The organism is Geodermatophilus sp. SYSU D00700, assembly GCF_054050255.1.
This window is the reverse complement of sequence record NZ_JBJGZA010000033.1, coordinates 44,743-51,057: the sequence shown is the minus strand read 5'-3', so window position 1 is coordinate 51,057 and position 6,315 is coordinate 44,743. Positions and strand designations below refer to the sequence as shown.

The window sequence follows — 6,315 nt, the reverse complement described above, 5'->3', positions numbered from 1 at the left end:
CCCACGCCCCCCCCCCCCCCCCCCCCCCCCCCCCCCCCCCCCCCCCCCCCCCCCCCCCCCCCCCCCCCCCCCCCCCCCCCCCCCCCCCCCCCCCCCCCCCCCCCCCCCCCCGGGGGTCAGCCGTCCTGCGTGACGAAGTCGATGAGCTCCTCGACGCGGCCGATGAGGGCGGGCTCGAGGTCGGTCCAGGTGCGCACCCGGGCGAGGATCCGCTGTGCCCAGACGTAGCCGGTGTCGTCCTCCCAGCCGAGCCGGCGGCAGACGCCGGTCTTCCAGTCCTCGCCCCTGGGCACCTCCGGCCAGGCGCGGATGCCGACCACCTGCGGCTTGACCGCCTGCCAGATGTCGATGAACGGGTGGCCGACGACGAGCGCGTGCTGCCCGGTGACCTGCTCGGCGATCCGCGACTCCTTCGACCCGCGCACCAGGTGGTCGACCAGCACGCCGAGCCGCCGGCCCGGCGCCGGGCGGAACTCGCGGACGATGCCGGGCAGGTCGTCGACGCCGTGCAGCGGTTCCACGACGACGCCCTCGATGCGCAGGTCGTGGCCCCACACCTTCTCGACCAGCTCGGCGTCGTGCTTGCCCTCGACGTAGATGCGACCCTCGCGGGCCACCCGGGCGCGGGCGCCGGCCACGTAGGTCGATCCCGAGGCGCTGCGGCTCGGTGCCACCGCCCCCTTCGGCGTCGGGCGGACGAGCACGACCGGCCGGCCGTCGACCCAGAATCCCGGCCCGAGGGGGTAGGCGCGCACCTTGCCGAACCGGTCCTCGAGATGGACGACGTCCTTCTCGCAGCGGACCACCGCGCCGACGAAGCCGGAGCTGGGGTCCTCGACGACGAGGTCGCGTTCGGCGGCCACCTGGGGCGGCGGCTTCTTCACCGTGCGCGGGTGGACCAGGTCGTCGTAGGGCGAGCGGGGCGGCACCTCCCCAGGAGAGCCGATGACCCCGCGCGGCACGCGGCGACGCGCCGGGGCGGGCGGCACCGGAGTGGTGCGCGACACGCCCGGGCGACACGCCGGTGACGATCCGTGGACGTCCCTCGCCGCGGGACGAGCGGGGCGGCGGCCGTCCGGTACGCCTCGTTCTCGCCGTCTGACCTGGGCGGATGCGCTGCGGTGAGCCGACCGCGCGGCCCGTCCGGGACGGCGCCCGGCCCGCCCGGCGCGACGGAGATCGCATCGGGTCGTTTCGGCCGGACGTGCCCGGTCACCCATCCAGGGACCGGAACACCTGAGCTCAGATGGGAGCGAGAGACGACGATGATCGGTACCGACACCATCAGCCGTGTGATCGGACAGGACGTCTACGACGACTCGGGCGACAAGATCGGCTCGGTGTCCGAGGTCTACCTCGACGACGAGACCGGTCAGCCGGAGTGGGCCACGGTGCGCACCGGCCTGTTCGGGACCAAGGAGTCCTTCATCCCGCTGCGGGACGCCGACCTGGCCGGCGACGGCCTGCGCGTACGCGTGAGCAAGGCCAAGGTCAAGGACGCGCCCCGCATCGACACCGACGGCCACCTGTCCCCGCAGGAGGAGCAGGAGCTGTACCGGTACTACGGCCTCGGCTCCGGGACGCAGACCACCCAGACCACGGGCACGGTGACCGACACCGGGACGGCGGGCACCTACAGCGCCGACCAGACCCGCACCCAGCAGGACCTGACCACCGGCGGTGCCGGCATGGGCACGACCGCGGGCACGGGCACCACCGGCCGGGCCGACCGTGACGGCGACGGCGTCTACGACGACGTCCAGGGCCGCACCGTGGGCCACGACACCTCCGGCCCGACCACCGACGACGCGATGACCCGCTCCGAGGAGCACCTCAACGTGGGCACCCAGCGGGTCGAGGCCGGCCGGGCGCGGCTGCGCAAGTACGTGGTCACCGAGAACGTGTCCCAGACCGTGCCGGTCTCCCACGAGGAGGTCCGGGTCGAGCGCGAGCCCATCACCGACGCCAACTACGGCAAGGCGATGGACGGGCCGGCCATCTCCGAGGAGGAGCACGAGGTCGTCCTGCACGCCGAGCAGCCCGTGGTGTCCAAGGAGGCCACCCCGGTCGAGCGGGTCCGCCTGGACACCCAGACGGTGACCGAGCAGCAGCAGGTCACCGAGCAGGTGCGCAAGGAGGAGGTCGAGGTCGACGGCGGCACCACCGGCGTGGCCGGCACCGGCACCACGACCGGGACCACCGGGCGGGACGAGCGCGGCTTCGTGCAGAAGGCCAAGGACGCCCTCGACCGCGACAACGACGGCAAGATCGGCCGCTGACCACGGCCTCGTAGCACCACGGCCCGGGACCGACCGGGCGCACCAGACGGCGGTGGCCGGCCGGAGACCTCGACTCCCGGCCGGCCACCGTGGTGCGTGCCGGCCGGGGACCCGGACGGGCGGACCGGCCCGCCTGCGCAGGTGGGATGCTCGGCGGCGTGACCGACACCACGGCCGCAGCGCCGGCGACCCCTCCCGGGACCGGCGGGCTCCCGGCCGGCCCCGACGAGCTCGCCGCCGCCCTGCAGGCGACCGGGTACCTGCCCGACGAGGGGCTGGCCACCGCCGCCTACCTGGCACTGGTCATGCGCCGCCCGCTCTTCCTCGAGGGCGAGGCCGGTGTCGGCAAGACCGCGCTGGCCCGGGCGCTGGCCGACGTCACCGGCCGCCCCCTCTACCGGCTGCAGTGCTACGAGGGCCTGGAGGCCAGCCAGGCGCTCTACGACTGGGACTTCGGCCGCCAGCTGCTGCACCTGCGGGCCGCCGAGGCCGCGCACGCCACCGCGGACACCGAGACGCTCGAGGCCTCCCTCTACGACCGCCGCTTCCTGCTCGCCCGGCCGCTGCTGCAGGCCCTCGAGGACTCCCCGAGCGTGCTGCTCGTCGACGAGGTCGACCGGGCCGACGACGAGTTCGAGGCCTTCCTGCTCGAGGTGCTGTCCGACTTCACGATCTCCATCCCCGAGCTCGGCACCGTGCACGCCGAGGTCCCGCCGCTGGTGGTGCTGACCTCCAACCGCACCCGCGAGGTGCACGACGCGCTCAAGCGGCGCTGCCTCTACCACTGGCTGCAGCACCCCGACTTCGACCGCGAGGTCGCCATCCTGCGCACCCGGCTGCCCGAGGTCACCGAGCGGCTGGCCCGCGAGGTGGCCCGCGCGACGGCGACGCTGCGCACCCTGGACCTGCTCAAGCCGCCGGGCGTGGCCGAGGCGATGGACTGGGCCAGCGCGCTGCACGCCCTCGGCGCGCGCGACCTCGACCCCGACCTCGCCGCGCGCACGCTCGGCGCGGTGCTGAAGTACCGCGAGGACACCGACCGGGTGCACGCGCTGGCGCGGGGGGCGCTGTTCGGTGGCGGCTGAGCCAGGCATGGGAAGCGATCCGCACGGCTCCCGGGCCGGAGACGTGGGGATTGCTTCCCATGCCTCGGCGCCGCGGGATGTGGTCGGCGTCGTGCTGGGGTTCGCCCGGACGCTGCGGGTGGCCGGGGTGACCGCCTCCCCCGACCGGGTCGAGGCGATGCTCTCGGCCGTGGCGGCGCTCGACGTCCTCGACGCCACCGCCGTCTACTGGGCCGGCCGGCTGACGCTGTGCGCCGGCCCCGACGACCTCGACCGCTACGACGCCGCGTTCGCCGCGTACTTCGGCGGCGAGGCACCCCGCCGGTCGACGTCGGTGACGCGCACGCCGCCCGCGCTGAGCGCCACCGCGCCGCTGGAGCAGGGCAGCGGGAGCGGCGAGGAGGGGGAGGACCCCGCCGACCTCGCCGTCGCCGCGTCGGGGGACGAGGTGCTGCGCCACCGCGACGTCGCCGACCTGACCCCGGCCGAGCGCGAGCACCTGCGGCGGCTGTTCGCCCTGGTGCGCCCGGCCACGCCGATGCGCCCGGCCCGCCGGCGCCGGCCGGCCCCGCACGGGTCGGTGCACCCGGCGCGCACGGTCCGCCGGGCGCTGCGCGACGGCGGCGAGGTGACCCGGCTGCTGCGCCGGCGGGCCCGGCCCCGGCCGCGGCGGGTGGTGCTGCTGGTCGACGTGTCGGGGTCGATGAGCCCCTACGCCGACGCCCTGCTGCGCTTCGCGCACGCCGCGGTGCGCTCCCGGCCGGCGTCGACCGAGGTGTTCACCATCGGCACCCGGCTGACCCGGGTCACCCGGGAGATGCGGCTGCGCGACCCCGACCGGGCCCTGGCCGCCAGCGGGGACGCCATCCCCGACTGGTCGGGCGGCACGCGGCTCGGGGAGGTGCTCAAGGCCTTCCTCGACCGGTGGGGCCAGCGGGGGACCGCGCGCGGTGCCGTCGTCGTCGTGTGCAGCGACGGCTGGGAGCGGGGCAGTCCCGACCTGCTGCGCGAGCAGATGGCGCGGCTGCGCCGGCTCGCGCACGCCGTCGTCTGGGTCAACCCGCACAAGGGGCGCAGCGGCTACGAACCGCTGACCGGCGGGATGCAGGCGGCGCTGCCGTCCGTTGACGCGTTCGTCTCCGGGCACAGCCTGGCGGCGTTCGAGGAACTGTCGGGAGTGATCTCACGTGCGTGATGTCCTTGATGACCTGGTCGGCTGGTGGCAGGCCGGGGAGACGGTCGGCATGGGGACGGTGGTCGCCACCTGGCGCTCCGCGCCGCGCCCCGCCGGTGCCTCGATGCTGGTCGGCCCCGACGGCACGGCGGTCGGCAGCGTGTCCGGTGGCTGCGTCGAGGGCGCGGTCTACGAGGAGGCCAAGGACGTCGTCGAGACCGGCGTGCCCACCCTCGAGCGCTACGGCGTCAGCGACGACGACGCCTTCGCCGTCGGCCTGACCTGCGGCGGGATCCTCGACGTCTTCGTCGAGCCGGTCTCGCGCGAGTCCTTCCCCGAGCTGGGCGAGATCGCCGAGTCGGTGGGCCGGCACGAGCCGGTCGCCGTCGTCACCGTCGTCCGCGGTCCCGAGGACCGGATCGGCCGGCGGCTGGTGCTCTGGCCCGACCGCACCTCCGGCAGCCTGGGCCTGCAGCGCCTCGACGACGCCGTCGCCGACGACGCCCGCGGCATGCTCGCCGCCGGCCGCACCGGCACGCTGACCTACGGCCACGACGGCGAGCGGCGCGGCGACGAGCTGACGCTGTTCGTGTCCTCGTTCGCCCCGCCCGCGCGGATGGTCGTCTTCGGCGCCATCGACTTCGCCGCCGCCGTCGCGCGGGTGGGCGCGTTCCTCGGCTACCGGGTCACCGTGTGCGACGCCCGTCCGGTGTTCGCCACCGCGCGCCGCTTCCCCGACGCGCACGAGGTCGTCGTCGAGTGGCCGCACCGCTACCTGCAGGCCGAGGTCGACGCCGGGCGGATCGACGAGCGCACCGTGCTGTGCGTGCTCACCCACGACCCGAAGTTCGACGTGCCGCTGCTGGAGGTGGCCCTGCGCCTGCCGGTGGCCTACGTCGGGGCCATGGGGTCGCGGCGCACCCACGACGAGCGGCTGGCGCGGCTGCGCGAGGCGGGCCTGACCGACGCCGAGCTGGCCGGGCTGTCCTCGCCGATCGGGCTGGACCTCGGCGCCCGCACGCCCGAGGAGACCGCGGTGTCGATCGCCGCGGAGATCATCGCCGGGCGCTGGGGCGGCACGGGCGAGCGGCTGACCGGCATCGAGGGCCCGATCCACCGCACCGCCGACCGGTGAAGGACCACCCTGCCCCCCACCACTCGCAGGCTCGCGGCGGGCCCCTGCAGGATGGCCGCACCGCTGGGCACGCCGGTGGGCACCTCCCGTACCGGTACGACGTCGAGGTCGTGGGGCTGCTCGTCTCGCCGGTGCACCGCTACGACGGGCGGCCCGCCGGGGTGGTCCCGCCCCAGGACGGCGACCGGGTGACGCGCGTCGAGGTCCGCGCCGGGCACGGGATCGTCGGTGACCGCTACGCCGGCCGGCCCGCGCACCGCGACGCCGCGGTCACCGTGCTGGCCGCGGAGTCGGTGGAGGCGCTGGCCGAGGAGCTGGGCTCCGGCCCGCTGGACCCCCTGCTGGCCCGCCGCAACGTCGTCCTGCGCGGGGCCGAGGTGGAGGCGCTGCGCGGCGAGGTGTTCTCCCTCGACTGCGGGGAGGGCGTGGTCGTGCTGCGCGGCGGGCGGCCGGCCAACCCGTGCGCCTGGCTGGACACCGTGCTGGTCCCGGGCGCGCACCGCGGCATGCGCGGCCGCGGCGGGGTCCGTTGCGCGCCGCTGACCGACGGCGTGCTGCGGCTCGGGGCCGCCGTGCTCGCCGGCGCCGTGCCGCTCGACGCCGCCCGCGCGGGACTGCCCCGCCGGGTGCTGCCCCGCCCGCGACCCGCCTGACCCCGCTCCC

General features: G+C 76.2%; 6 protein-coding genes. 5 read left to right on the top strand and 1 reads right to left on the bottom strand.

Annotated elements, in window-relative coordinates:
* Positions 1 to 116: 116 nt before the first annotated feature.
* The gene (locus tag ACI79V_RS19285) at positions 117 to 929 is read right to left on the bottom strand and encodes a DUF3097 domain-containing protein (protein ID WP_456891818.1); all 813 of its coding nucleotides are present in this window, start codon (positions 927 to 929) and stop codon (positions 117 to 119) included.
* A gap of 363 nt (positions 930 to 1,292) precedes the next feature.
* On the opposite strand from ACI79V_RS19285, the gene ACI79V_RS19280 reads away from it, so the two are divergent.
* The 5 genes from ACI79V_RS19280 to ACI79V_RS19260 all read left to right on the top strand — a co-directional run bounded on the left by ACI79V_RS19280 (position 1,293) and on the right by ACI79V_RS19260 (position 6,305).
* The gene (locus tag ACI79V_RS19280) at positions 1,293 to 2,279 is read left to right on the top strand and encodes a PRC and DUF2382 domain-containing protein (RefSeq protein WP_456891817.1); all 987 of its coding nucleotides are present in this window, start codon (positions 1,293 to 1,295) and stop codon (positions 2,277 to 2,279) included.
* Positions 2,280 to 2,437: 158 nt separating this feature from the next.
* Positions 2,438 to 3,364, top strand: a complete 927-nt coding sequence (locus tag ACI79V_RS19275) for an AAA family ATPase (protein ID WP_456891815.1) — start codon at positions 2,438 to 2,440, stop codon at positions 3,362 to 3,364.
* Between the two features lie 91 nt (positions 3,365 to 3,455).
* On the top strand, positions 3,456 to 4,538 hold the full coding sequence (locus ACI79V_RS19270; protein WP_456891813.1) for a vWA domain-containing protein: 1,083 nt from the start codon (positions 3,456 to 3,458) through the stop codon (positions 4,536 to 4,538).
* Positions 4,531 to 5,652 carry an XdhC family protein gene (locus ACI79V_RS19265; RefSeq protein ID WP_456891811.1) on the top strand — a complete coding sequence of 374 codons (1,122 nt, stop codon included), beginning with the start codon at positions 4,531 to 4,533 and terminating at the stop codon, positions 5,650 to 5,652. Before ACI79V_RS19270 ends, ACI79V_RS19265 begins: the two co-directional genes overlap by 8 nt.
* A 110-nt stretch (positions 5,653 to 5,762) precedes the next feature.
* Positions 5,763 to 6,305 (top strand): MOSC domain-containing protein, encoded by a 543-nt coding sequence (locus ACI79V_RS19260; protein ID WP_456891809.1) that lies wholly within the window; start codon positions 5,763 to 5,765, stop codon positions 6,303 to 6,305.
* The last annotated feature ends 10 nt before the right edge of the window (positions 6,306 to 6,315 follow it).